Annotated in this window: 23 protein-coding genes; 21 read left to right on the top strand and 2 right to left on the bottom strand. The window is 66.3% G+C overall.

Annotation, left to right across the window (positions count from 1 at the left end):
* Window positions 1-109: 109 nt before the first annotated feature.
* The gene (locus ACSQ9E_RS06570) at window positions 110-1,816 is read left to right on the top strand and encodes a carboxylesterase/lipase family protein (protein ID WP_436217232.1); all 1,707 of its coding nucleotides are present in this window, start codon (window positions 110-112) and stop codon (window positions 1,814-1,816) included.
* A 34-nt stretch (window positions 1,817-1,850) separates the two neighbouring features.
* Here ACSQ9E_RS06570 and ACSQ9E_RS06575 read toward each other — a convergent pair whose 3' ends face one another.
* On the bottom strand, window positions 1,851-2,537 hold the full coding sequence (locus ACSQ9E_RS06575) for a Crp/Fnr family transcriptional regulator (protein WP_436217233.1): 687 nt from the start codon (window positions 2,535-2,537) through the stop codon (window positions 1,851-1,853).
* 216 nt (window positions 2,538-2,753) lie between these two features.
* Between ACSQ9E_RS06575 and ACSQ9E_RS06580 the strand changes: the two genes are divergently transcribed.
* From ACSQ9E_RS06580 to ACSQ9E_RS06670, 19 genes are all read left to right on the top strand, one after another.
* Window positions 2,754-4,397, top strand: coding sequence for a 3-(methylthio)propionyl-CoA ligase (locus ACSQ9E_RS06580; protein WP_436217234.1), 1,644 nt, complete (start codon window positions 2,754-2,756; stop codon window positions 4,395-4,397).
* A gap of 188 nt (window positions 4,398-4,585) precedes the next feature.
* A complete protein-coding gene (locus tag ACSQ9E_RS06585; RefSeq protein WP_057205952.1) occupies window positions 4,586-5,818 on the top strand; it encodes a branched-chain amino acid ABC transporter substrate-binding protein in 1,233 nt (410 codons plus the stop codon).
* A gap of 91 nt (window positions 5,819-5,909) precedes the next feature.
* Window positions 5,910-6,863: a branched-chain amino acid ABC transporter permease gene (locus ACSQ9E_RS06590; RefSeq protein ID WP_057205953.1), complete on the top strand. Its 954-nt coding sequence runs from the start codon at window positions 5,910-5,912 to the stop codon at window positions 6,861-6,863.
* A 4-nt stretch (window positions 6,864-6,867) separates the two neighbouring features.
* Window positions 6,868-8,217 (top strand): branched-chain amino acid ABC transporter permease, encoded by a 1,350-nt coding sequence (locus ACSQ9E_RS06595; protein WP_057205954.1) that lies wholly within the window; start codon window positions 6,868-6,870, stop codon window positions 8,215-8,217.
* A gap of 8 nt (window positions 8,218-8,225) precedes the next feature.
* On the top strand, window positions 8,226-9,008 hold the full coding sequence (locus ACSQ9E_RS06600) for an ABC transporter ATP-binding protein (protein ID WP_057205957.1): 783 nt from the start codon (window positions 8,226-8,228) through the stop codon (window positions 9,006-9,008).
* 3 nt (window positions 9,009-9,011) lie between these two features.
* Window positions 9,012-9,707, top strand: a complete 696-nt coding sequence (locus tag ACSQ9E_RS06605; RefSeq protein WP_057205959.1) for an ABC transporter ATP-binding protein — start codon at window positions 9,012-9,014, stop codon at window positions 9,705-9,707.
* A gap of 187 nt (window positions 9,708-9,894) precedes the next feature.
* Window positions 9,895-11,994: a 3-hydroxyacyl-CoA dehydrogenase NAD-binding domain-containing protein gene (locus tag ACSQ9E_RS06610; RefSeq protein ID WP_057269500.1), complete on the top strand. Its 2,100-nt coding sequence runs from the start codon at window positions 9,895-9,897 to the stop codon at window positions 11,992-11,994.
* 90 nt (window positions 11,995-12,084) lie between these two features.
* Window positions 12,085-13,260 (top strand): acetyl-CoA C-acyltransferase, encoded by a 1,176-nt coding sequence (locus ACSQ9E_RS06615; RefSeq protein WP_436217235.1) that lies wholly within the window; start codon window positions 12,085-12,087, stop codon window positions 13,258-13,260.
* Window positions 13,261-13,435: 175 nt separating this feature from the next.
* Window positions 13,436-13,915, top strand: a complete 480-nt coding sequence (locus tag ACSQ9E_RS06620) for a hypothetical protein (RefSeq protein WP_436177430.1) — start codon at window positions 13,436-13,438, stop codon at window positions 13,913-13,915.
* Window positions 13,916-14,012: 97 nt separating this feature from the next.
* The gene (locus tag ACSQ9E_RS06625; RefSeq protein WP_436177431.1) at window positions 14,013-15,875 is read left to right on the top strand and encodes an acyl-CoA dehydrogenase; all 1,863 of its coding nucleotides are present in this window, start codon (window positions 14,013-14,015) and stop codon (window positions 15,873-15,875) included.
* Window positions 15,875-16,078 carry a hypothetical protein gene (locus ACSQ9E_RS06630; protein WP_436217236.1) on the top strand — a complete coding sequence of 68 codons (204 nt, stop codon included), beginning with the start codon at window positions 15,875-15,877 and terminating at the stop codon, window positions 16,076-16,078. Before ACSQ9E_RS06625 ends, ACSQ9E_RS06630 begins: the two co-directional genes overlap by 1 nt.
* Before the next feature lie 136 nt (window positions 16,079-16,214).
* On the top strand, window positions 16,215-17,009 hold the full coding sequence (locus tag ACSQ9E_RS06635; RefSeq protein WP_057205971.1) for an SDR family oxidoreductase: 795 nt from the start codon (window positions 16,215-16,217) through the stop codon (window positions 17,007-17,009).
* A 101-nt stretch (window positions 17,010-17,110) separates the two neighbouring features.
* Window positions 17,111-17,542, top strand: a complete 432-nt coding sequence (locus ACSQ9E_RS06640; protein ID WP_428000020.1) for a PaaI family thioesterase — start codon at window positions 17,111-17,113, stop codon at window positions 17,540-17,542.
* Between the two features lie 65 nt (window positions 17,543-17,607).
* Window positions 17,608-18,624, top strand: a complete 1,017-nt coding sequence (locus ACSQ9E_RS06645; protein WP_436217237.1) for an NADP-dependent oxidoreductase — start codon at window positions 17,608-17,610, stop codon at window positions 18,622-18,624.
* Window positions 18,625-18,640: 16 nt separating this feature from the next.
* The gene (locus tag ACSQ9E_RS06650) at window positions 18,641-19,099 is read left to right on the top strand and encodes a GNAT family N-acetyltransferase (protein ID WP_428000022.1); all 459 of its coding nucleotides are present in this window, start codon (window positions 18,641-18,643) and stop codon (window positions 19,097-19,099) included.
* Window positions 19,096-20,781 (top strand): isovaleryl-CoA dehydrogenase, encoded by a 1,686-nt coding sequence (locus ACSQ9E_RS06655; RefSeq protein ID WP_436217238.1) that lies wholly within the window; start codon window positions 19,096-19,098, stop codon window positions 20,779-20,781. Before ACSQ9E_RS06650 ends, ACSQ9E_RS06655 begins: the two co-directional genes overlap by 4 nt.
* A gap of 39 nt (window positions 20,782-20,820) precedes the next feature.
* Window positions 20,821-21,765 (top strand): glutathione S-transferase family protein, encoded by a 945-nt coding sequence (locus ACSQ9E_RS06660; RefSeq protein ID WP_436217239.1) that lies wholly within the window; start codon window positions 20,821-20,823, stop codon window positions 21,763-21,765.
* Entirely contained in the window at window positions 21,762-22,667 is a 906-nt protein-coding gene (locus ACSQ9E_RS06665) for an SDR family oxidoreductase (protein ID WP_057205984.1), read from the top strand. The genes ACSQ9E_RS06660 and ACSQ9E_RS06665 overlap by 4 nt, the downstream gene beginning before the upstream one ends.
* Window positions 22,657-23,235, top strand: a complete 579-nt coding sequence (locus ACSQ9E_RS06670; RefSeq protein ID WP_436177437.1) for a methylated-DNA--[protein]-cysteine S-methyltransferase — start codon at window positions 22,657-22,659, stop codon at window positions 23,233-23,235. The genes ACSQ9E_RS06665 and ACSQ9E_RS06670 overlap by 11 nt, the downstream gene beginning before the upstream one ends.
* Here ACSQ9E_RS06670 and ACSQ9E_RS06675 read toward each other — a convergent pair.
* Entirely contained in the window at window positions 23,232-24,014 is a 783-nt protein-coding gene (locus ACSQ9E_RS06675; protein ID WP_057205988.1) for an IclR family transcriptional regulator, read from the bottom strand. The two genes, ACSQ9E_RS06670 and ACSQ9E_RS06675, sit on opposite strands and share 4 nt — an antisense overlap.
* A 216-nt stretch (window positions 24,015-24,230) precedes the next feature.
* On the opposite strand from ACSQ9E_RS06675, the gene ACSQ9E_RS06680 reads away from it, so the two are divergent.
* Window positions 24,231-25,184: a TRAP transporter substrate-binding protein gene (locus tag ACSQ9E_RS06680; protein WP_436220192.1), complete on the top strand. Its 954-nt coding sequence runs from the start codon at window positions 24,231-24,233 to the stop codon at window positions 25,182-25,184.
* Window positions 25,185-25,203: the final 19 nt, after the last annotated feature.

Consider the following 25,203-nt stretch of genomic DNA (forward strand, 5'->3'; position numbering starts at 1 on the left):
GCGAAAGGCCTGCTCCTTTCCACAATCGGCGTCGAGGTTGTGCCCTGGCGTCACGTTACTGTACACAGAGGCCCGACCCGTTTTGAGAAAACCCCAAAGGAGACAAGACATGGTCGATGTGCGCTGGCGTATGCAATGCCTGGGAGTAGTCCTTTCCGTGCTGGCGGTGGCCGGCTGTGGCGGTGGTTCGGGCACTGCGCCCGAGGTGCGTGAGACCGCGTACGGCACGGTGCGCGGCGCCGATGCCAGCGCCACCACGGGCACCTATTCGTGGAAGGGCATCCCCTTTGCCCGGCCCCCTGTTGGCGAGCTGCGCTGGCAGCCCCCCGTGGCGCCCGTGGCCTGGAGCGGCGAGCGCGATGCCACGCGCTTTGGCAATGCCTGCCTGCAGATGGGGCGCCTGTATGGCCCCGGGGCCAACAACCGCTTTGACGACAGCATCGGCCAGACCCTGGGCACGCCCGTGGGCAACGAGGACTGCCTGACGCTGAACATCTGGCGCCCTGCGACCACGCAGGACAACCTGCCCGTGCTGCTGTTCCTGCACGGCGGCAGCGCCATCTCGGGCTACACGGCCGACCCGGTCTATGACGGGGCGGCTCTGGCCCGCTCGGCCAACGCGGTGGTGGTCACGGCCAACTACCGGCTCGACGTGCTGGGCTTCTTCCAGATGCCGCAGCTGCATACCGGTACGCAGGCCTATACCGGCAACTACGCGCTGCTCGACAACGTGCAGGCCCTGTCATTCATCCAGCGCAATATCGGCAACTTTGGCGGCAATGCGGGCAACGTCACGCTGATGGGGCAGTCGGCCGGTGCAGGCAACGTGCTGGCGCTGCTCACCTCGCCCCAGGCGGCGGGCCTGTTCCACAAGGCCCTGCCGATCAGCGGTGGCACCTCGCTGGCGAGCCAGTTGCCTGCAGGCTCCATCCCCACGCTGAACCCGGCCTCCAAATACGCGGGCCAGTCGGCTGCGCTGCTGGCGGCCCTGGCGCTGGCCGATGGCCTGGCGCCCGATGCTGCAGCCGCTGCGGCGCTGGTGGCTGGCTGGACACCTGCACAGACCGCCGGCTACCTGCGTGGCAAGGACGGCCGCGTGGTGCTGCAGACGGTGCTGAAAAGCGGGCTCACGGGCTCGGGCCCCATCCCCGATGGCGTGGTGCTGCCGGTGGACCCGATCGCTGAGATGGCGGCCGGCCGCTACCACAAGGTGCCGGTGCTCTCGGGTTACACGGCCGACGAGGCCAAGCTCTTCGCCCCGTTCCTCACCCTCCTGGGCGGCAAGCCGGGCATGAAGATCAGCGACGCCGAGCGCTTCGCGATGACGCAGGCCTTCAACCCCGATGCGCCCACCATGCTCACGGTGGCGGACATCGTCGATGCCTCCTACCTGCCGGTCACAGCCCCTGCCACGGGCTACAACGCGCGCATGAAGCTGCTGGGCAGCGTATTCATCGAGCCGAGCCGCGACAGCCTGCTCAATACCCTGCGCACGCAGCAGGCCAACGTCTGGAGCTACCAGTTCAACTGGGCCCAGCAGCCCGCGCCCTGGAACGACGTGTACGGAGCGGCCCATGGCTTTGACCTGCCCTTCGTGTTCGGCAACTTCGGCCCTTCGCTGCTGGCCAAGGCAGCCAACAGCACGGCCAACCAGCCGGGCCGGCTGGCGCTCTCGGGCGTGATGATGGACAGCGTGCGTGCCTTCGTGCACACCGGCAATCCCAACCATGCGGGCCTGGGCCAGGATTGGCAGCCGTGGCCGCGCAAGTTCATCTTCGACGCCGACCAGAAGGCCACGCGCCTGAGCCTCCAGTAAAGCCCAAGGCCTTGATGTCCTTTCCCATGTCCTTTCATGCAGCCGCCGTGGCGGCGAGGTATGCGCCGAGCGCATCGTCGTCCACGATGGCCACCTTGCCGAAATCCAGCGACACGATGCCCATGCCTTCGAGCGAGCGCAGCACGCGGTTGACCGTTTGGCGCGACAGGCCCACGAGCTGGCCCAGCTCATCCTGCGTCAGATTGAGCCGGCGCGTGCTGGGCCAGAACAGGCGGCTCAGGTACAGCGCCACGCGGTGCTCGGTGGTCTGCGTGCGCCCGGCCTCGATGATGGTCATGGCCTGTCCGAGCCGCATGTTCAGGTGCAGCACCAGGAACTGGTTGAAGGCCAGGCTGGTCTCGCGCAGCGCGGCAAAGACCGGCAGCGGCAGGCACATGAGGCGGGTAGGGCGCAAGGCCACCACGTGGTACTTGCGGGGCTCGGGCTTCATGGCCGAGCCCTCGCCGAACCACTCGCCATCGGGCACGCCGATGAAGGCCGACGCGCGGCCGCGGCTGGCGGGGCTCTGCAGCATCACTAGGCCCGAGAGCACGGCATGCCAGCCCTGCACGGCGCTGCCGGCGGGCATCATCACCTCGCCCTTGTCGCCGCTGTGCTCGCACACCTCGGCGCGCACGCGCTCCTGCATGGCCGCCGGCAGACCGGCGAACCAGGGCTGGGCGGTGATGAAGCGCTGGGCGTGCGGGGCGAGGCAGAGCATGCGGCCAATTCTCGCAGCGCACAGCGGCATGCAGGGTAATCCCTTGGCCTTTGTCGGGCGGGCGACAGGTGTTGGCGCCAAGCGGCCCACGCCGCACACTGCGCAGCCAGGAAGCCCGCGTGGCACGCAGCCGAAAGGGGCGCTTCGGAGACCCCGCAGCAGGCCAGCGCGCGTTACGATGATTGCCCACTTCACCACAACATTCAAGGAGCACACATGCTGGGCCTGATGCAGAGCCAACCCCTGTTGATCTCGTCGCTGATCGAATTCGCCGAACGCCACCATGGCGACGCCGAAATCGTCTCGCGGCGCGTGGAGGGCGACATCCACCGCTATACCTACAAGGACCTGGGTCAGCGCGCGCGCCGCCTGGCCAATGCGCTCGACGGGTTGGGCCTGCAGTTCAGCGACCGCGTGGCCACGCTGGCCTGGAATGGCTATCGCCACATGGAGATGTACTTCGGCGTCTCCGGCTCGGGCCGCGTGCTGCACACCATCAACCCGCGCCTGCACCCCGAGCAGATCGCCTGGATCGCCAACCATGCCGAAGACCAGGTGCTGTGCTTTGACATGACCTTCCTGCCCCTGGTGCAGGCGGTGCACGCCAAGTGCCCCACGGTGAAGAAATGGGTGGCGCTGTGCGACGCCGACAAGCTGCCTGCGGATTCGGGCATCCCCGGCCTCACGAGCTACGAGGCCTGGATCGGTGCCCACTCGCCCGACTACGCCTGGCCCGAGTTCGACGAGAACTCTGCATCGAGCATGTGCTACACCAGCGGCACCACGGGCAACCCCAAGGCCGCGCTCTACAGCCACCGCTCCACCACGCTGCATGCCTATGCGGCAGCGCTGCCCGACGTGATGTGCCTGTCGGCCCGCGACTCGGTGCTGCCGGTGGTGCCCATGTTCCACGTCAACGCCTGGGGCATCCCGTATTCGGCCGCGCTCACGGGCTGCAAGCTGGTGTTCCCCGGCCCGGCCATGGACGGCAAGTCGATCTACGAACTCATCGAGTCCGAGAAGGTCACCTACGCCGCCGGTGTGCCCACGGTGTGGCAGATGATGCTCGGCCACATGAAGCCTGCGGGCCTGAAGTTCTCCACCCTCAAGCGCACCGTCATCGGCGGCTCGGCCTGCCCGCCCGCGATGATCCACGCCTTCAAGGAAGACTTCGGCGTCGAAGTGCTGCACGCCTGGGGCATGACCGAGATGAGCCCGCTGGGCACCCTGTGCACCCTGAAGAACAAGCACCTGGCGCTGCCCAAGGAAGAGCAGATGAAGGTGCTGCTCAAGCAGGGCCGCGCCATTTATGGCGTGGACATGAAGATCGTCGGCGCCGACGGTGAAGAGTTGCCGTGGGATGGCAAGACCTACGGCGACCTGCTGGTCAAGGGCCCGTGGATCGTGGACAGCTACTTCAAGGGCGAGGGCGGCCACCCGCTGGTCAAGGATGCGCAGGGCCGCGGCTGGTTCCCGACCGGCGACGTGGCCACCATCGATGCCGACGGCTTCATGCAGATCACCGACCGCAGCAAGGATGTGATCAAGTCCGGCGGCGAGTGGATCAGCTCCATCGACATCGAGAACATCGCCATGGCCCACCCGGCCATCGCCATGGCCGCGTGCGTGGGCATGCCGCACCCCAAGTGGGATGAGCGCCCCATCGTGGCCGTGGTCAAGCGCCCGGGCATCGAGGTCACGCGCGAGGAGCTGCTGGCCTTCTTCGAGGGCAAGACGGCCAAGTGGCAGATCCCGGATGACGTGGTGTTCGTGGAGGCGATTCCGATCGGTGCCACGGGCAAGATGCTCAAGACAAAGTTGCGTGAGCAACTCAAGGATTACAGGCTTCCGGGCCTGTGATCCGGGGCTGCGCTGGACAGGTCTTCGCGAGGGTCGCGAGGGCTGTTGTCAGCGCTGCCCCAGGCTGGTGCGGCGCTCGGGGGAGTGCCCGCCAGTCACGTGGGCGACGCCGGTAGGGGCAATCCCTGAGGGGCGTCGTGTTGCAACGCGGTACGCTGCGTCGTGTCGATTTACAAGGAGACAAAACCATGAAATTCGCTATGAAGGCTGTAGCAGCCACCGTCCTGCTGGCGAGCGCTGGCGCCGCATTCGCTCAAAAAGGTGAGACCGTCAAGATCGCCTGGCTCGACCCGCTTTCGGGCCTGATGGCGGCCGTGGGAACCAACCAGCTCAAAAGCTTCCAGTTCATCTCCGAAGAGTTCAACAAGAAGAACGCTGCCGGAGTGAAGTTCGAGATCATCGGCATCGACAACAAGCTCAGCCCGCAAGAGACCACCAGCGCACTGCGCTCGGCCATGGACCAGGGCGCGCGCTACGTGGTGCAGGGCAACGGCTCGGGCCCGGCCCTGGCGATCATGGATGCGCTGGAAAAGCACAACGCACGCAATCCCGGCAAGGAAGTCGTGTATCTGAACTACGCCGCCGTGGACCCGGACCTGACCAACAGCAAGTGCAGCTACTGGCACTTCCGCCTGGACGCTGACACCTCCATGAAGATGGAAGCGCTGACCACCTTCATGAAGGACATGCCCGAAGTCAAGAAGGTCTACCTGATCAACCAGAACTACGCGCACGGCCACCAAGTCTCGAAGTACGCCAAGGAAATGATGGCCCGCAAGCGCCCTGACGTGCAATTCGTCGGCGACGACCTGCACCCCCTGGCCCAGGTGCGCGACTTCTCGCCCTACATCGCCAAGATCAAGCAGTCGGGCGCCGACAGCGTGATCACCGGCAACTGGGGTTCCGACCTGGCGCTCCTGATCAAGGCCGCCAACGACGCCGGCCTGAACAACGTCAACTTCTATACCTACTACGGCTCCGTCACCGGCAGCCCGACCGCAATGGGCTCGGCCGCCGCTGGCCGCGTGTACATGGTGGCCTACGCGCACATCAACCTGCCGGGCGAAATCAACAAGATCGTGGTGGACTACAAGAAGAAGTTCAACGACGATATGTACACCGGAGCCGTGTACCACGCCTTCTCCATGCTCACCGAAGCCTTCGTGAAGACCAAGTCCACCGACCCTGTGAAGGTGGCTGCGGCCCTGGAAGGCATGAAGTTCAAGAGCTTCAATGGCGAAGTCGAAATGCGCAAGACCGACCACCAGCTGCAGCAGGGCCTGTTCATCTCCAAGTGGGAGAAGGCCGGCGGCAAGTTCCCGCTCGACTCGGAAAGCACCGGCTACACCTTTGTGCCCGTGAAGTACTACGAGCCCTTCGTGGCCAGCACGCCCACCTCGTGCCAGATGAAGCGCCCATAAGCGCCCACAGGGGCCTGACCAGGCCTTTGCTGCGTATCGAGGCCCGACCTGGCTCGGGCCTCTTTTTTTACCCTTGACCTGAAAAATTCCAATGAATCCTGAGTTTTTCGTGATCTCCCTGCTCAATGGCGTGAGCTACGGGCTGCTGCTGTTCATGCTGAGCTCGGGACTCACACTGATTTTCAGCATGATGGGTGTGCTCAACTTTGCACACACCAGCTTCTACATGCTGGGTGCCTACTTTGCCTACAGCATCTCGGGCGTCATCGGTTTCTGGCCGGCGCTGGTGCTGGCGCCGCTCCTCGTTTTCGCGCTCGGTGCTGCGTTCGAGCGTTACTGCCTGCGCCGCGTGCACAAGTTCGGCCACGTGCCTGAGCTGCTCGTGACCTTCGGCCTGTCCTACCTGATCCTCGAGCTGGTGCAGCTCGTCTGGGGCCGTGCCACGGTGCCCTACGGTCTGCCCACGCAATTGCAGGGTCCGCTGTTCAGCCTGTACGGCACGCAGTTCCCCAGGTCGCGCTCCTTCGTGATGCTGATCGCATTGCTGATGCTGGTGTCGGTGTGGCTGCTGCTCACCCGCACACGCATCGGCCTGGTGATCCAGGCGGCGCTCAAGTACCCCGAGATGGTCGAGGCGCTGGGCCACAACGTGCCGCGTGTGTTCATGCTGGTGTTTGGCGGCGGCGCGGCCCTGGCCGGCCTGGCCGGCGTGATTGGCGGCAACACCTACGTCACCGAGCCGGCCATGGCGGGCTCGGTCGGCTCCATCATCTTCGTGGTGGTGGTGGTCGGCGGCATGGGATCGCTGGCTGGGGCGTTCCTGGCTTCGCTGCTGATCGGCCTGGTGCAGACCTTCGCGGTGGCGCTCGACTATTCGATGATCCACGTGCTGCGACCCCTGGGCGTGGCGGTGACCGACCAGACCTTCGGCTACCCCTTGCTCAAGCTCACCATCTCCCAGGTGGCGCCCATTCTTCCGTACCTGTTCCTGGTGCTCATCCTGATCTTCCGTCCCAAGGGCCTGCTGGGCACCCGCGAGGACTGATGCCATGACCTCATCCACCACCACCGTTTCCGGCGCTGCGCCACAGGCCAGCGCCCCACAGGGCACCTCCCACTACCGGTTCAAGCCGTGGAACGTGGGCCGCTTCGTCGTCTGGTCGCTGTTCGCCGCGATGCTGATCGTGGCCCCCCACGTGTTCCGCAGCGGCCTGGCGCTGACCATGCTCTCGCAGATCGGCTACCTGATCATCATCTGCCTGTCCTACAACATCCTGCTGGGGCAGGGCGGCATGCTCAGCTTCGGGCACGCGGTTTACACGGGCCTGGGCTCGTTCATCGCCATCCACGCCATGAACATGGCGACCAAGGGGGGGCTGCCCATCCCGCTGGTGCTGATTCCACTGGTCGGCGGGCTGGCAGGCATGTTCTTCGCCATCCTGCTGGGCTTCGTGACCACCAAGAAGTCGGGCACCACGTTTGCCATGATCACGCTGGGCATTGGTGAACTGGTGGCCTCCATGGCGCTGATGTTCCCCGAGTTCTTCGGCGGCGAGGGCGGCATCACCACCGACCGCGTCTACGGCAAGCCCTTCTTCGGCTTGAACTTCGGTTCTGGCATGCAGGTGTACTACCTGATTGCCGCCTACTGCTTCGTCTGCACGGCGGCCATGTTCGCCTTCACGGGCACGCCGCTCGGCCGCATTCTGAATGCCGTGCGCGACAACCCGGAGCGCGTGGAGTTCATCGGCTACAACACGCAGCGCGTGCGCTATTTCGCGTTCATCATCGCGGGCTTCTTCGCCGGCATCGGCGGCGGGCTGGCCACCATCAACTTCGAGATCGTGACCGGTGCCGACAGCGTGAACGTGCTGCGTTCGGGCGGCTACCTGCTGTTCACCTTCCTGGGCGGGGCCACGTTCTTCTTCGGGCCCATCATCGGCGCCGTGCTGCTGGTGCTGGCCTCGGTGCTGCTGTCCGAGATATCCAAGGCCTGGCTGCTGTACCTGGGCCTGGTGTTCCTGTTCATGGTGATGTACGCCCCTGGCGGCATCGCCAGCCTGATCATGATGAACCTGCGCCTGGCCAAGTACGGCAAGCTGCGCCAGCTCTGGGTGTCGTACATGGGCCTGGCCGGTACCGGCCTGGTGGCCGTGCTGGGTGCTGCATGCATGGTGGAGATGACCTACCACCTGCAGCTCAACGCGGCCCTGGGTTCCGAGCTCAAGTTCATGGGCGCCATGATCGATGCCAAGGGCCTCACGGCCTGGTTCGGTGCGGGCTTCGTGTTCCTCACCGGCCTGGCGCTCTTCGAGATGTGCCGGCGCCAGTTCCTGCGTCAGTGGAGCACCATCCAGGAAGAGATCGAACATGCCATCAAGCGGGGGGAGGCACAGTGAGCAATACCATGACCCCTCAAGCGTCCTGCGCGCTCGAACTGCGTGACCTGCGCAAGAGCTTCGGCAAGACCGAAATCATCCGCGGTGCCAACCTGGTGGTGGCACCCGGCGAGCGCGTGGCCATCATCGGCCCCAACGGCGCCGGCAAGTCCACCCTGTTCAACCTCATCAGCGGGCGCTTCGCCCCCACCAGCGGCGACGTGATCCTGAACGGCCAGCGCATCAACGGCCTGGCCCCGTACGAGATCAACCGCATGGGGCTGTCGCGCAGCTTCCAGATCACGAACATCTTCCCCAAGCTGAGCGTGTTCGAGAACCTGCGCTGCGGCGTGCTGTGGAGCATGGGCTACAAGTACACCTTCCTGCGCTTCCTGTCGAACCTGCACGATGCCAACCAGCGCGCCAGGGAGCTCATGGAGATGATCAAGCTCGACAAGAAGCGCGACACGCTGGCCATGAACCTGACCTATGCCGAGCAGCGCGCCCTGGAGATCGGCATCACCATCGCCGGTGGTGCCAACGTGATCCTGCTGGACGAGCCCACGGCCGGCATGAGCAAGAGCGAGACCACCCGCTTCATCGGCCTCATCAAGGAGGTGACCGAGGGCCGCACCCTGCTGACCGTGGAGCACGACATGGGCGTGGTGTTCGGCCTGGCCGACAAGATCGCCGTGGTGGTGTACGGCGAGGTGATCGCCTTCGACACCCCCGACAAGGTGCGCGCCAATGCGCGCGTGCAGGAGGCCTATCTGGGATCGGCCGTGGCCGACGAGCAGGGCGCGGGACACTGATTTATGCTGAAAATTGACAACCTCCACGCCTACTACGGCAAGAGCCATGTGCTGCATGGCGTGAGCTTCGACGTGCAGCCCGGTGAGATCGTGGCGCTGCTCGGGCGCAACGGCTCGGGCCGCTCCACCACCGCCAAGGCCATCATGGGCCTGGTGGACTGGGAGGGCACGCTCGAGTTCAAGGGCCAGAGCCTCACGGGCAAGAAGGCCTACGAGATCGCCCACCTGGGCCTGGGCTATGTGCCCGAGAGCCGCGACGTGTTTCCCAACCTCACCGTGCACCAGAACCTGCTGCTCGGCCAGAAGGGCAGCGGCAAGGGCAGCCGCTGGTCGTTCGACGACATGTACGAGATGTTCCCGCGCCTCAAGGAGCGCCAGCACACCGAGGCGGGCGTGATGTCCGGTGGCGAGCAGCAGATGCTCACGCTGTGCCGCACGCTGATGGGCGACCCCGACCTGATCATCATCGACGAGCCCACCGAAGGCCTGGCGCCCAAGATCGTCGAGCTGGTGGGGCAGTACCTGCAGACCATCAAGGCGCGCGGCATCTCGGTGCTGCTGATCGAGCAGAAGCTCACCATCGCCATGAAGATTTCGGACCGGGCACTGGTGATGGGCCATGGCTCCATCGTCTTCCAGGGCACGCCCGACAGCCTGCGGGCCGACAACTACATCCGCAAGGAGTGGCTTGAAGTCTGACGACTTCCGGCAAATGCATGACAAAGAGGCGCCTGACAGCTCATGGCGCCTCTTTTTTTGCCCGACGAGACTTTTTTGCGGCCCAGAGCCATGTCCCCACCGGGACAAATTGACACGCCAGGGCCGCGCGAAGTCTCTACAATAAAAACGCACGATCGTTCTTTTTCACTCTCCAAGGAACAACAGCATGACCGCTGAATACAAAGTCCACGGCTCCGTTGCCGTGATCACCCTGGCCAACCCCCCCGTCAACGGACTGGGCTTGGCAACCCGCCAAGGCATCGTGGATGGCCTCGGCCGCGCCAATGCCGATGCAGCGGTCACGTCCATCGTCGTCACCGGCGCTGGCGGTGCGTTTTCCGGCGGCGCAGACATCAAGGAGTTCGGCACCGACAAGTCCCTGCAGGAACCCAATCTGCTGTCGGTGATCGCCGCCATCGAGAATTCGTCCAAGCCCGTCGTGGCCGCCGTGCACACGGTTGCCATGGGCGGTGGCCTGGAGCTGGCCCTGGGTTGCCACTACCGCATCGCCGCGCCTGGCTGCAGTCTTGCGCTGCCCGAAGTCAAGCTGGGCCTGATCCCCGGCGCCGGCGGCACGCAGCGCCTGCCGCGCGTGCTGGGCGTGGAAGCCGCCCTGAACCTGATCGTCAGCGGCGAGCCCGTCAAGAGCGAGCTGATCGCCGCTGTGCCCGGCCAGAAGCTGTTCGACAAGATGGCCGCATCCGCCGAGGCGCTGGCCGCCGAAGCCCTGGCCTTTGCCCAGAGCGTGGCCGACGTGCGTCCGCTGCCGCTGGTGCGCAACCTGCCCTGCAAGCACCCCGAAGGCGATGCGTACTTCCAGTTCGCGCGCAACATGGTCAAGGGCATGGCCAAGAACTACCCCGCGCCCGCCAAGTGCGTGGACGCGGTCGAAGCCGCCACCAAGCGCAAGTTCGCCGACGGCATGCTGTTCGAGCGCGAGGTCTTCATCAACCTGATGTGGACGCCCGAGTCGCGCGCCCTGCGCCACCTGTTCATGGCCGAGCGCGCTGCCTCCAAGATCCCTGACGTGCCCTCCGACACCCCGAAGCGCGAGATCAAGTCCGTGGCCGTGATCGGCGCCGGCACCATGGGCGGCGGCATCTCCATGAACTTCCTGAACGCGGGCATCCCCGTCAAGATCCTGGAGACCAAGCAGGAAGCCCTGGACCGCGGCGTGGCCACGATCAAGAAGAACTACGAAGCGCAGGTCAAGAAGGGCAAGCTCAAGGAAGACAAGTACGCGCAGCGCATGGCCCTGTTGACGACCACGCTCGACTACGCCGACCTCAAGGACGCCGACCTCGTCATCGAGGCCGTGTTCGAGGAGCTGGGCGTCAAGGAAACCGTGTTCAAGCAGCTCGACGCCGTGATGAAGCCCGGCGCCATCCTGGCCTCCAACACCTCCACGCTGGATGTGGACAAGATCGCTGCCTTCACCAAGCGCCCAGAAGACGTGGTGGGCATGCACTTCTTCAGCCCCGCCAACGTGATGAAGCTGCTGGAAGTGGTGCGCGGTGCCAAGACGTCCAAGGACGTGCTGGCCACCGTGATGGCCATCGGCAAGAAGATCAAGAAGACTTCGGTGGTCTCGGGCGTGTGCGATGGCTTCATCGGCAACCGCATGATCGAGCAGTACAGCCGCCAGGCCGGCTTCCTGCTGGACGAGGGCTGCACGCCCCAGCAGGTGGACAAGGCCGTCGAGAAGTTCGGCTTTGCCATGGGCCCGTTCCGCATGGGTGACCTGGCCGGCAACGACATCGGCTGGGCGATCCGCAAGCGCCGCTCCGTCGAGCGCGCCGACATGAAGTACAGCCGCACCGCCGACAAGCTGTGCGAGCTGGGCCGCTTCGGCCAGAAGACCGGCGCAGGCTGGTACGACTACCAGGCCGGCAAGCGAGATGCGATTCCGAGCGAGCTGGTCAACAAGATGATCGAAGACCACCGCAAGGAGTTGGGCATCACGCCGCGCAAGATCTCCGACGAGGAAATCGTGCAGCGCCTGGTGTTCGCACTGGTCAACGAAGGCGCACACATCCTGGAAGACGGCATCGCCAGCAAGTCCGGCGACATCGACATGGTCTACCTCACGGGCTATGGCTTCCCCATCTACCGCGGCGGCCCCATGCACTACGCCAGCGAAGTGGGCCTGTTCAACGTGGTGCAGGCCATGGACCGCTTTGCCAAGAACCCCAACGACGATGCGGAGTTCTGGAAGCCAGCGCCGCTGCTGGCCAAGCTGGCCGCCGAAGGCAAGGCGTTCGCCTGAGCGAACTACTGATTGATGCAGTGAAGCCGCACCGGATGCGCACGCCCCTGGCGGCCATCGGTGCGTTCCACCCCTGAAAGGATTTTCCCCATGACCTCCGCAGTGATCGTTTCCACCGCCCGTACCCCGCTCGCCAAGAGCTGGAAGGGTGCCCTCAACATGACCCATGGCGCCACGCTGGGCGGCCATGCCGTCAAGCACGCCATCGAGCGCGCCGGCATCGACGGCGCCGACGTCGAAGACGTCATCATGGGCTGTGCCAACCCCGAAGGCGCCACCGGCGCCAACATCGCACGCCAGATCGCGCTGGCCGCCGGCCTGCCGGTCACGGCATCGGGCGTCACGGTCAACCGTTTCTGCTCTTCGGGCCTGCAGACCATCGCCCTGGCGGCACAGCGCATCATCGCCGGCGAAGCCGACGTGTATGTTGCCGGCGGTGTGGAAAGCATCTCCTGCGTGCAGCAGGAAATGAACATCCACATGCTGCGCGACCTGGCCCTGGACAAGGTCAAGCCCGAGATCTACTGGAGCATGCTGCAGACCGCCGAGCAGGTGGCCAAGCGCTACAACATCAGCCGTGAAGCCATGGACGAGTATGGCGCCGCCAGCCAGCAAAAGGCCTGCGCAGCCCAGGCCGCCGGCCTGTTCGATGCCGAGATCGCCCCCATCACCGTGACGGCCGGCGTGGCCGACAAGAACCTGGGCCTGATCACCAAGCAGGTCACCCTGAGCAAGGATGAAGGCACGCGCGAAGGCACGACGGTCGAGTCCATCAGCGGCCTGCGCTCGGCACTGCCCGGCGGCCTGATCACGGCCGGCAACGCCAGCCAGTTCTCCGACGGCGCCGGTGCCTGCGTGGTGGTGAGCGAAGAGTACGCCAGCAAGAAGGGCCTCAACCCCCTGGGCCGTTTCCTCGGCTTTGCCGTGGCCGGCTGCGAGCCCGACGAAATGGGCATCGGCCCGGTGTTCGCCGTGCCCAAGGTGCTCAAGAAGCTGGGCCTCACGGTCAACGACATCGACCTGTGGGAGCTGAACGAAGCCTTCGCCGTGCAGGTGCTGTACTGCCGCGACAAGCTCGGGATTCCGGCCGACCGCCTGAACGTCAACGGCGGTGCCATCGCCGTGGGCCACCCCTATGGCGTGTCGGGCCAGCGCCTGACGGGCCACGCCCTGATCGAAGGCAAGCGCCGCGGCGCCAAGCGCGTGGCGGTGACCATGTGCATCGGCGGCGGCATGGGTGCTGCGGGCATCTTCGAAGTGCTCTGATGCGCCGGTGATGTGTGTGGGGGCGTAAGCGTTGTGGTGCTTACGTTTGCTCACAGGGAGCTTTGGGACAATGCGGGCCGGCTGCTTCGGCGGCCGGCCTGCAGACGAGGCGCGGCAAGTGCCGTGCCCCGTCCCGGGTCTACAACAATCACCATCCATCAAGAGAGATCCACCTATGTTCACGAAGGTTTGCTCAGCACTGGCCGTCCTGGTCGCCTCGACCCTGGGCGTTGCGGGCACTGCCCACGCACAGAGCTACAAGCTCAACCAAGCCTTGCCGGAAGACCGGGACACCATCCTGCAGGAAATCACCATCGCGGCCGACCGCGTCACCGCGACCATCCTGCTGCGCAACACCAGCAAGGAAACCATCGAGGCCTGTGCCCATGCCAGCGCGCGGCCCGAGTCCTTCTCGATCAAGGACCTCGATACCGGCAAGGTCGTCAAGCAGTTGGGCTCCACGGGCCTCAAGGCCTGCGACCAGGGCATGGACACCATCAAGCCGGGTGCGCGCAAGACCTTGAAGATCGAGTTCCCCGGCCTGCCTGCCACTGCACGGCGCCTGCAACTGGGCGAGAACAACTGCCAGCCCAAACCCGACGACGACATGGACTATTGGTGCTTTGCCGAAGTCGTGCTGACCAACAAGAAGTAGCAGCCGCCAGGCAGGTGACCGCCGCCCCGTGCGGCGGCGGTGCGGCCCGGTGGTTCATTCCTGCGCCCTGCGCGCGTTTTCTCCAGGGTTTTCACACATGAGCCTTCGCCCCACCGTCGAATTCCTTCTCTACCAGTGGCTGCACGCGCAGACCCTGCCCGAGCGCGAGCGCTTTGCCGACCATTCGCGCGACACCTTCGACGCGGTGCTCGACACCTGCGAGCGCATCGCGCGCGAGAAGTACGCGCCCTTCAACCGCACGGTGGACACACAGGAGCCGCACTTCGACGGCGAGAAGGTCACGCTGCCCCAGTGCACGCATGACGCAAACCGGGCCTATGCGGCTTCGGGCATGCTCAGCGCCGCACAGGATTACGACATCGGCGGCATGCAGCTGCCCTACACGGTGGAGGCGGCGGCCAACAGCTTCTTTGCCGTGGCATCGATCAGCATGGGCTCGGGCCTGCTCACGGTGGGCAACGCCAACCTCTTGATGGTGCATGGCACCGAGGCGCAGAAGACGGTGTTCGCGCTCAATGAATTCTCGGGCCGCTTCTCGGGCACCATGTGCCTGTCGGAGCCGCAGGCCGGCTCCAGCCTGAGCGATGTGGCCACGCGCGCCGTGCCCGATGGCGATGGCTTCGAGAGCGACCCGCTGGGCCCGCGCTATCGCCTCAAGGGCAACAAGATGTGGATCTCGGCCGGCGAGCATGAGCTCACCGAGAACATCATCCATCTGGTGCTGGCCAAGATCCCCGGCCCCGACGGCAAGCTGGTGCCCGGCACCAAGGGCATCTCGCTGTTCATCGTGCCCAAGAAGATGGTGGACACCGATGGCCAACTGACCGGCGTGCGCAACGACGTGGCGCTGGCGGGCCTGAACCACAAGCTCGGCTGGCGCGGCACCACCAACACGCTGCTCAACTTCGGCGAGGGCAAGTACCCTGTCGATGGCCAGGCGGGCGCCGTGGGCTACCTCGTGGGCCAGGCCGGCAAGGGCCTGCACTGCATGTTCCACATGATGAACGAGGCGCGCATCGGCATCGGCATGGCGGCCACCATGCTCGGGCTGGCGGGCTACTACGCCAGCCTCGACTACGCGAAGAACCGCCCCCAGGGCCGCCCGGTGCAGGGCCCCAAGGACAAGGACGCTGCGGCTGCCGCCGTGGTCAAGGACGTGGCGCAGCCCCAGGTGCGCATCATCGAGCACGCCGACGTCAAGCGCATGCTGCTGGCGCAAAAGTCGTACGGCGAGGGCGCGCTGGCGCTGAACCTGTTCTGCGCGCGCCTGGTGGACGAGCAGGCCACCGGCGATTCGGCGGCCGCCGACGAGGCCCGCCTGCTGCTGGAAGTGCTCACTCCCATCGCCAAGAGCTGGCCCAGCGAGTGGTGCCTGGAGGCCAACAGCCTGGCCATCCAGATCCACGGCGGCTACGGCTACACGCGCGACTTCCCGGTGGAGCAGTACTGGCGCGACAACCGCCTGAACATGATCCACGAAGGCACGCACGGCATCCAGGCCATGGACCTCTTGGGCCGCAAGGTGCTGATGGAAAACGGCCGGGGCCTGCAGTTGCTGGCCGCGCGCATCAACGGCACTATCGAGCGCGCCATCCAGGTGCCTGCCATGGCTGCCCACGCCAATGCCCTGGGCAGCGCGCTGCAGCAGGTGGGCGCCGCCACCAAGGCCGCCTGGTCCACAGGTCAGCCGGCCGATGCGCTGGCCAATGCCGTGCCCTACATGCAGGCCTTTGGCCACATGGTGCTGGCCTGGGTCTGGCTGGACGTGGCCCTGGCCACGCTGCAGGCCGACCCTGCGCTGGAGCAATCCGCGGGTGTGGGCAGAATGGGCGCCATGCGCTTTTTCTTCCACTACGAGCTGCCCAAGATCGGCGCCTGGCTGCAGGTCGTCAGCACGCGCGACGCCACCTGTGCGGTGTTCCCTGAGGACGCATTTTGATGACCGCACCGCAGACACTGCAGCGCATGCACCAGCTCATCTGGGCGCTGATCTATGGCGGCCTGCTCGCGTTGGTGCTGGGCATTGCCACGGCCCCGGCGGACGAGCCGCTGGGCTGGGCCCTGGGGCTCACCGGCGGTGTGCTGGCGGCCGTGGGCGTGGTGCTGATCGGCGTGCGCTCGCGCATGCAGCCCGGCGCCTGAGAATTGCAGGGCGCCAATCGCGCAGGCGACACGGCCCTGTTTGGTTGCGCCGCACAATGACTGCGCAACCGCCATTTCACGTGTGCATGGCGACCACGCCGTGCCCAGTCCACCAACGACCATCCAAGGAGACAACATGACCACCCGCACCATCCAACAACTGTTCGACCTGACCGGCAAGACCGCCTTGGTGACCGGCGGCTCGCGCGGCCTGGGCCTGCAGCTGGCGCAGGCGCTGGGCGAGGCCGGCGCCAAGGTGCTGCTGAGCTCGCGCAAGGCGTCCGACCTGGAAGAGGCCGCTGCAGAGCTGAAGGCCGCCGGCATCGACGCGCAGTGGATCGCCGCCGACTGCTCCAACGAAGCCGACATCCGCCGCCTGGGCGATGAGACTCTGGCGCGCCTGGGCCATGTGGACATCCTGCTCAACAACGCTGGCGCCGCCTGGGGCGCACCGGCCGAAGACCACCCCGTGGAAGCCTGGGACAAGGTCATGAACCTCAACGTGCGGGGCTACTTCATCCTGTCGCAGCACATCGCCAAGCACAGCATGATCGGCCGGCGCAGCGGCAGCATCATCAACGTGGCGTCCATCGCCGGCCTGGGCGGCAACCCCAAGGGCATGAACACCATTGCTTACAACACCTCCAAGGGTGCGGTGATCAACTTCACGCGTGCGCTGGCGGCCGAATGGGGCCAGTACAACATCCGCGTCAACGCCATCTGCCCGGGTTTTTTCCCGAGCAAGATGACGGTGGGCACGCTCAAGGCGATGGGCGAGGAAGCCCTGGCCGCCCACGCCCCGCTGGGCCGCCTGGGTGACGACGAAGACCTCAAGGGGCTGTGCGCGCTGTATGCCTCGGACGCCGGCAAGCACATCACCGGCCAATGGCTGGCTGTCGATGGCGGCGTGAGCATCGTCACGGGCGGCTGAGGCCGGCCAAGGCTTGCGCGCCGGTGGCGCGCGGGCCTGCCATTCAGGGGCAGCCGCAGGGTCTATGCTTGCAGCTTTCCCTTTGCATTCTGGAGTTGCCTGTGCTGAATTTCGGTGTTCCCATCCCCTTTGTCAGCCATCTCGGCTTTACGCTGCACCGCATGGAACAGGGTGAATCGGAGCTGCACTACGAGGCGGCGCCCGAGCACCTCAATTCCTTCGAGGTCACGCACGGCGGCGCCACCATGACCTTGCTCGACGTGACCATGGCCACGGCAGCGCGCAGCGAGACGCCGGACCACGGCGTGGTCACCATCGAGATGAAGACCAGCTTCATGCAGGCCGCGCGCGGCCCGCTGGTGGCCAAGGGGCGCCTGCTGCACCGCACGGCGTCGCTGGCTTTCACCGAAGCGTCGGTCTATGACGCCCAGGGCCGGTTGTGCAGCCATGCCACCGGCACTTTCAAATACGTGCGCCGCCCTGCGGTGGACCCTGCCACCGGGCAGTCGCTGAAGACCATCTCCAGCGACTGAACGCTGCTACTTTTCCTGCGAAGGCCCAAGCCTTCAACGCCCATCCATTTTTCAAGGAGTTCCCCATGGCCCGCAACCAACAGATCGTGCTCGACAACCGCCCGCAGGGCGAGGCCGTGGCCGGCAACTTCAAGCTCGTGGCCACCGACACGCCCGCGCTGCAGGACGGCCAGGTGCTGGTGCGCCACCATTTCCTGAGCCTGGACCCCTACATGCGCGGCCGCATGAACGAGAGCAAGAGCTACGCGGCATCGCAAGGCCTGGGCGAGGTCATGATCGGCGGCACCGTGGGCGAGGTGGCCGAGAGCCTGAACCCCAAGTACGCCGTGGGCGACAAGGTCGTGGGCATGGGCGGCTGGCAGGAGTACAGCGTGGTCGACGCCAACACGCCCGGTGCCCTGCGCAAGGTGGACACCACGCATGTACCCCTGTCGCACTACCTGGGCGCCGTGGGCATGCCCGGCGTGACGGCCTGGTATGGCCTGGTGAAAATCATCGCGCCCAAGGAAGGTGACACCGTGGTGGTGAGCGCCGCCACCGGCGCCGTGGGCAGCGCCTTCGCCGCACTGGCCAAGGCCCGTGGCTGCCGTGCCGTGGGCATTGCGGGCGGGGCCGACAAGTGCCGCTATGCGGTCGAGGAGCTGGGCTTCGATGCCTGCATCGACTACAAGGAACACAGCGACGTGAAGGCACTGTCCAAGGCCCTGAAGGAAGCCTGCCCCAAGGGCATCGACGGCTACTTCGAGAACGTGGGCGGCTGGATCATGGACGCAGTGATGCTGCGCATGAACGCCTTCAGCCGCGTGGCCCTGTGCGGCATGATCGCCGGCTACGATGGCCAGCCCCTGCCCATGGCCAACCCGGCGCTGATGCTGATCAACCGCATGAAGATCGAAGGCTTCATCGTCAGCGAGCACATGGAAGTCTGGCCCGATGCCTTGAAGGAGTTGGGCACGCTGGTGGGCACCGGCAAGCTGCGCCCGCGCGAGACGGTGGCGCAAGGCATTGCCGCCGCCCCCGAAGCCTTCCTGGGCCTGCTCAAGGGCAAGAACTTCGGCAAGCAACTGGTCAAACTGATCTGAAGGAGCGCACCCGCACATGGCGTTGAACCTGCACTGGACCTGGGCCCGCTTCGATGACCTCGGCGTGCATGCGCTGCACGACGCGCTGGCCCTGCGCTGCAAGGTCTTCATCCTGGAGCAGGGCCCCTACCAGGACCCGGACGGGGCCGACAAGCAATCCTGGCACCTGCTGGGCTACGATGGTGCCGGTGCACTGCATGCCTGCCTGCGCGTGGTGGACCCGGGCGTGAACTACCCCGAGCCCTCCATCGGCCGCGTGGTGACCTCCCAGGAGTCGCGTGGAGGCGGCACGGGCCGGCTGTTGATGCAGGAGGGCCTGGCCCGCTGTGCGCAGGCCTGGCCCGGCCGCAGTGTGCGCATCAGTGCCCAGGCGCACCTGCAGCGTTTTTATGGCAGCCTGGGTTTCGTGGCGGTGTCGGACGAGTACCTTGAGGACGACATCCCCCATATCGAAATGCTGTGGAGTCCCGCATGACCCCCCTGTCCGCACCCGTTTCGGCCACGCACACCGTCTTCAACCAGAGTGCGCCCCTGGCCGATGTGAACCTGTTCACTACCAACCGGCCCCTGCAGGATGCCGTGCAACTGCATGCACCCGCCCTGGACCGCAGCGCGCTCACGGCCCTGGGCGCCGATATGGGCTCGGCCACGATGCAGGAGCACGCGCGCCTGGCCAACACCCACAAGCCCGAACTGCACACGCACGACCGCGTGGGCCGCCGCACCGATACGGTGGAGTTCCACCCCAGCTACCACGCGCTGATCGGCGCGGCGCTGCGCCACGGCCTGCACGCCACGCCCTGGTCGCGCACGGATGCGGGTGCCGCGCATGCACACGTGGAGCGCGCGGCGGGCTTCATGCTCTTCACCGAGACCGAGCCCTCGGTGCTGTGCCCCGTCTCGATGAGCTATGCCGTCACCCCGGCGCTGCGCGGCAACCCTGCCGTGTGGGCCGACTGGAATGCCGGCCTGGCCAGCACCCGGTATGACCCTCGCCTGGCGCTGTTCTCGCAGAAGTCCGCGCTCACCATGGGCATGGGCATGACCGAGAAGCAGGGCGGCTCCGACGTGCGCGCTAACACCACGCAGGCCGTGGCCGACGGCAGCGACGCCTGGGGTGCGCGCTACCGGCTCACGGGCCACAAGTGGTTCTTCTCGGCCCCCATGTGCGACGCCTTCCTGGTGCTGGCGCAGGCGCCGGGCGGGCTCACCTGCTTTTTCCTGCCCCGGGTGCTTCCTGGCGATGGCGCAGAGGGCACGCTCAACGCCATCCGTATCCAGCGGCTCAAGGACAAGCTCGGAAACCATGCCAATGCCAGCTCCGAAGTGGAGTTCATCGACGCCACGGCCTGGCGCGTGGGCGAAGAAGGGCGCGGCGTGGCCCAGATCCTCGAGATGGGCACCATGACGCGCCTGGACTGCGCGCTGGGCACCAGCGGCCTCATGCGCCAGGCGCTGTCGCTGGCGCTGCACCACACGCGCCAGCGCATGGCGTTTGGCAAGAAGCTGATCGAGCAGCCGCTGATGCGCAATGTGCTGGCCGACCTAGCGCTGGAGAGCGAGGCCGCCACGGCCCTGTCCATCCGCCTGGCAAGTGCCTTCGACAAGAAAGACTCCGACCCGCACGAGGCCGTGATGGCGCGCCTGCTCACGCCCGTGGCCAAGTTCTGGGTCTGCAAGCGCGGCAGCGCCTTTGCGCAGGAGGCCATGGAATGCCTGGGCGGCAATGGCTACGTGGAGGAGGGCGGCGAAGGCACCATGGCCCGCATCTACCGCGAGATGCCGCTCAACTCGATCTGGGAAGGCGCGGGCAACATCATGGCGCTGGGCCTGCTGCGCGCCGTGCGCCGCGCTGATACGGCCGCCGCCCTGGCCGACGAACTGGCCCCCGCACGCGGCGCCCATCCGGCGCTGGACCGCATGGCCAGCGCGCTGCCGCTGCGCGTGGACGCCATGACCACCGAGGCCGAGGCCCGGCGCCTGGCGCAGGATGTGGCCCTGGCCGTGCAGGCGGCATTGCTGTACCGCAGTGCGCCCGCCAGCGTGTTCGGTGCCTTCTGCGCATCGCGCCTGGGCGGCGACTGGGGCTACAGCTTCGGCACCCTGGGCGCGGGCGTGGATTTCGATGCATTGCTCGACCGCGCGCTGCCCGCCTGACCCTCACCAAACAACCCTTGCATTGCTGGAGAACCCCCGATGACCACGCCCCTGATCCTGCACCATTACCCATCGTCCCCTTTCTCGGAAAAGATCCGTCTGGCTCTGGGCTACAAGCAGCTGGCCTGGAAGTCCGTGGTCATCCCCAGCATCGCGCCCAAGCCCGACGTGGTGGCCCTCACGGGCGGCTACCGCAAGACGCCGTTCCTGCAGATCGGCGCCGACATCTACTGCGACTCGGCCCTGATCTGCGACGTGCTCGAGCATGTGCAGCCCGAGCCGGTGCTCTACCCGCCGCACCTGAAGGGCGTGGCGCGCGTGTTCGCGCAGTGGGCCGACACCACGCTGTTCTGGGCCGCCATGGCCTACAACCTGCAGCCCAAGGGCGCGTCGGCCATGTTCGCCAACCTGCCCCCTGCCGCAGCCCAGGCCTTTGGCGAGGACCGCCGCGAGATGAGCGCCGGCATGCAGCGCCTGCGCCCGGCCGATGCCACGGGGGCCTACCGCTCGTACCTGCGCCGCATCGCGCATATGGCTGAAGAGCATGACTTTCTGTTCGGCGCCGAGCCCTGCCTGGCCGACTTTGCCGCCTACCACCCGCTGTGGTTCACGCGCCAGTGCGTACCGGTGATGGCCGACATCTTCAGCGCCACGCCCGCCGTGCTCGAATGGATGGACCGCGTGGCGGCGCTGGGCCATGGCCGCATGGAAAAGCTCACGTCCGAAGACGCCATCACCGTGGCTGCGGGGCTGGACCCGCTGCCGCTGGCCGACGACCTGTTCCAGGACGACCACGGCATTGCCCTGGGCAGCCTGGTGACGATTGCCGCCGAAAGCTTCGGCACCGAACCCACGGAGGGCGAGCTGATCGCCGCCACCCGCACCCGCTACACCCTGCGCCGCACCGACCCGCGTGCCGGCACGCTGCACGTGCACTTCCCCCGGATTGGCTATACATTGCGAAAGGCCGAGAAACCCACATGATCGACGACTTCAAAGGCAAGACGGCCGTTCTCACCGGCGCGGGCTCGGGCTTCGGCCTCGAATGCGCGCGCATCGGCGCGCGCCTGGGCATGAATTTGGTGCTGGTGGACGTGCAGCAGGACGCCCTCGACGCAGCCTCTGCCGAGGCGCAAGATGCTGGAGCCCAGGTGCTGGCGCGCAAGGTGGACGTGTCCGACGCCGCGCAGATGGAGCAACTGGCGGTGGATGTGGAGCAGCGCTTCGGCGCGCCGCACCTGGTTTTCAACAACGCCGGCGTGGGCGCGGGCGGTCTGGTGTGGGAGAACTCCCTGAAGGACTGGGAATGGGTGCTGGGCGTGAACCTCTGGGGTGTGGTGCACGGTGTGCGCCTGTTCACCCCCATGATGCTCGCCGCCGCCAAGAAAGACCCGGCCTGGCGCGGCCACATCGTCAACACGGCCAGCATGGCCGGCCTGCTCGATGCGCCCAACATGGGCATCTACAACGTGAGCAAGCACGCGGTGGTGAGCCTGTCCGAAACCCTGTACCAGGACCTGGCCCTGGTGACCGACCAGGTCAGCGCCAGCGTGCTGTGCCCCTTCTTCGTGCCCACCGGCATCGCCCAGAGCCACCGCAACCGCCCCGGCGAACTGCCGGCCGGCAAGCCCACCCGCAGCCAGCTCATTGGCCAGGCCATGAGCGACAAGGCCGTGGGCAGCGGCAAGGTGACGGCGGCCGAAGTGGCGCAAAAGGTGTTCGACGCGGCTGCGGCCGGCCAGTTCTACATCTACAGCCACCCCAAGGCGATTGCCTCGGTGCAGACGCGCATGGAAGACATCATGCTGGGGCGCAACCCCACCGATCCCTTCGCGGGCAAGCCCGAGATCGGCGAGCAACTCAAGGCCGCCTTGCGTGCAGACTGAAAAACGCGGGCCTGCAGTGGCCCAGGGCTTCGCGCTGTTTGCCACGGCGGTGGGGCACTGCGGCCTGGCCTGGAATGGCCCCCTGCTGGTCGGTGTGCAACTGCCCGAGGACGCGGGCGAGGCGCACACCCGTGCGCGCATGCAGCGGCGCTTTCCGGGCGCGCCTGAGTCCGCGATGCCACCCGAAGTGGCCACCTGGGCGGCCCGCGTGGTGGCTTTGCTCGCAGGCGCGCACGACGATCTGCTCGACGTGCCCTTGGCCACCGAGGGCGTACCGCCCTTCAATGCGCGCGTGTACGAACTGGCCCGGCGCATACCGCCCGGCAAGACCATGACCTATGGCGAAATGGCCGCCGCGCTGGGCGAACCCGGCGCCGCACGCGCCGTGGGCCAGGCGCTGGGCCACAACCCGTTTGCGCCGGTGGTGCCCTGCCACCGCATCCTCGCCGCAGGCGGCAAGACCGGCGGCTTCTCGGCTGGCGGGGGTGCCGCCACCAAGATGCGCATGCTGGAGATCGAGGGCGCGTTTGCCCACGACACGCTGGCTTTGTTCGCGCCGCGCCACTAACCCCGTTTCTTCAACAGAGCCGACCCGCCGCTCGCCATGGCCAGCTCGTGCGTGGTGTTCAAGAGGGCCGGGCCCAGGGCCTGCATGCGCTCAGGCGTCAGGCGCACCAGCGGGCCGGCAATCGTCACCACCCCGATCACCGTGCCGTTGCCCCGGCGGATGGGCGCGGCCATGGCCGTCATGGCCGGCGCAAACACCTCCACGATGGTGCTGAAACCCTGCTGGCGCGCCGTTCGCAGGTAGGCCAGCAGCGCCTTCACCGTGGTGGGCGCGTTCGGGCCGTAGTCCTCGGGCTGGCCAAAGCCCTGGCGCGCAACCAGGGCCAGCGCCTCCTCGTCGCTCATGGTGGACAGCCAGGCATGGCCGGCCGAGCTGCATGAGAGGTTGACCGACAGGCCCATGTCCGGGTCGTAGCGCAGGCCGCGCATGGCCCCCTGCGCCTTGGCCACGAAGGTCAGTTCGTCCCCATCGACCACCGCCAGGCGCACCAGCTCCCCGGATTCGGCGGCCAGCCGGTCCAGCAGCGGCTGGGCGATGTCCACCACGCCCGTGGCGCTCAGAAAGCCCAGGCCCAGCGACACCAGCTTGATGGTCAGCATGTAGTTGCCCTGGCTGTGGTCCTGGCGCACGTAGCCACAGCGCACCAGCTCGGCCAGCAGGCGGTGGGTGGCGCTCAGCGGCATGTCGAGCTCCGAGGCCAGGCTCGACAGGGCCTTGCCCTCGGGGTGCGGGGCCAGGTGCTCCAGGACTTTGAAACTGCGCTCGAGGATGCTGCTCATGGCGGGTCTCTTTCGGTGATCGTCTTTGTACTGTCGTCAATGTACCAAAAATTGTTAAAGGGTTTCTACTATGGAAAGTGTTTCCACTTTTTAACTACCATCAATCCCCATGGCGCAACCGGTCTTCCGGCTGCATGTCCCTGGTTCGACTTTTGATGGAGATGTCCCGTGAAAAAAACTGCTTGCATCCTGGCGGCCGCCGGCCTGTCCCTGTTGATGGCGCTGCCCGCCGCCGCTCAGCAGGAGCGCGTGATCCGCTTCGGCCACTTGAACAACGCCGACCATCCCGTGAGCTTTGGCGTCAAGCGCTTTGGCGAGCTGCTGGCCGCCAAGAGCGGCGGCAAGATGAAGGTCATGGAGTTCCCGGCTTCGCAACTGGGCAACGAGATGCAGCAACAGTCGGCCCTGCAGGGCGGCGTGCAGCAGATGTCGGCACCGGCCACCACCTCGCTGGCCGGCATCGTCAAGGAATTCGGGCTGGTGGACTTTCCGTTCGCCGTGGCCAGCTTCGCCCAGGCCGATGCGCTGCTCGACGGCCCGCTGGGCCAGGCGCTGATCGCCAAGCTGCCCGAAAAGGGCCTGGTCGCCCTGGGTTTCTGGGACCTGGGCTTTCGCAACGTGACGAACAGCAAGCGTGCCATCACCAAGGCCGATGACTTCGACGGCCTCAAATTGCGCGTGATCCCAAACCCCGTGTTCCTGGAGACCTTCAAGGCCTTCAAGGCCAACCCCGTGCCCATGCCGTTTGCCGAGCTCTATGGCGCGCTGGAAGCCAAGGCGGTCGATGGCCAGGAGAACCCCTATGCGGTGATCCTGTCGAACAAGATGTTCGAGGTGCAGAAGTACGTGAGCGCCACCAACCACGTCTATGCCGCCAACATCGTGCTGGTGAGCAAGAAGTTCTGGGACCAGCTCACGCCCGCCGAACAGAAGATGATGAACGACGCCGCCAACGAGGCGCGCGGCTACCAGCGCCAGGTGAGCCGCGCCGCGGCCCAGAAGTCGGTGGGCGACCTGCAGGCCAAGGGCATGGCCTACAACGAGATCGCACCCGCTGAACTGGCGCGCATGCAGCAGATCGCCAAGCCGGTGATCGAGAAGTTCGCGGCCACCTACGACCCGGCCATCGTGAAGCTCTACAACGACGAACTGGCCCGCATCCGCAAGTAAGACATTCGGCGCGAACACC

This window comes from Acidovorax sp. LjRoot118, assembly GCF_964253575.1.
Lineage (GTDB): Bacteria > Pseudomonadota > Gammaproteobacteria > Burkholderiales > Burkholderiaceae_C > Acidovorax.